Origin of the sequence: Aeromonas sp. LsrichE-8G (genome assembly GCF_022869435.1) — a bacterium.
Classification (GTDB): domain Bacteria; phylum Pseudomonadota; class Gammaproteobacteria; order Enterobacterales; family Aeromonadaceae; genus Aeromonas; species Aeromonas caviae.
Window position 1 is genome coordinate 1 of sequence record NZ_JALIHH010000259.1, and the last position, 1,233, is coordinate 1,233.

1 pseudogene is annotated in these 1,233 nt (G+C 52.2%); it reads left to right on the forward strand.

Annotated elements, in window-relative coordinates:
• Nucleotides 1-146: 146 nt before the first annotated feature.
• Nucleotides 147-791: pseudogene (locus tag MUW49_RS20900) on the forward strand (IS110-like element ISAeca3 family transposase); the annotation flags it as partial.
• Nucleotides 792-1,233: the final 442 nt, after the last annotated feature.

Consider the following 1,233-nt stretch of genomic DNA (forward strand, 5'->3'; position numbering starts at 1 on the left):
CTGAGCCATAAAAATAAATAGTTAGTTAAGATCTCGACTATTTACAGCTTGGCAACGCAAGGTACAATTAAAATCGTACTTGGAGCCGTTCAACTGATCGAGACTTGATCAACTTGTGCAAAGAATGATCATGCGTCGGCCCTGATCGTGTGCGCGAATCGTTTGTGCGCGATCGGGTTAAGGCATCGAACCAGATACACGGCTTTTTACTCGAATTTGGCATCAGTCTGCCCGTCGGTCATGCCGCCATCAAGCGCCTGCCTTCTGTGATAGCTGAACACGAGTTACCAGCGCGACTGATTACCATGTTGGAGAGGCTGCATGCCCATTTCAAGTATCTGGAGCAGCAAATTGCCGAGATCGACAAGGAACTGGCCAGCCAGCTTGGCGATGACGATCTTGGTCAGCGTCTGATGACAATCCCTGGTGTCGGCCCGATCACTGCCAGCGTGTTGGCCGCCGAGCTCGGTGACGGAAAACACTATCGATGTAGTCGTGATTTCGCGGCGTCAGTCGGATTGGTGCCACGCCAGTACAGTACTGGGGGCCGGGCAAACCTGAAGGGTATCAGCAAGCGTGGCGACAAAAATCTTAGACGATTGTTGGTGCAATGTGCACGAGCCTATATGCAACGGCTAGAGCGGCAAACGGGACGATTGGCTGATTGGGTCAGGTCTATGTTGACTCGGCGACATTCGAATGTTGTGGCTTGTGCACTAGCCAACAAGTTGGCCCGCACGGCTTGGGCGCTGGCGGCACGGCATACCGAATTTCGGGCAATGCCAACCTGACGCGCCCCTATTTACTTTTGTACTGACACACCCACCTGGTTTTGCGACTGTGATATTGGATGACGTGAACGGCATACCGGCCTGACTGATAACCTGGCAAAAGAATAGGCTTTCTAGGCCGAGGGTCTTTTTAGGACAGTCAGGCGCGATTCTCATCGTGGCGCGGAGAACATTCTCCATCAAGACGCCGGATAGATTTAAGCAAGCCAACCACAACACCCGAAATCAAGGTTGCAAAAAAGGGGGTGACCATAGATTTTGTTTTAGGGCTGACGGTGCCAGCTGCCCTATTTTTGGGCGCTGTCCCAATTACATGTTGAAAGGCTAACCTTGAAGTAGGTCATCACCCTGAGGGCCTCCATCATGGATACCCAAGCCTTTCAACATCTACTGTCTCTCTTTCCACAGCTCACCATGCGCCAGCGTCGCCTCGCGCAACATG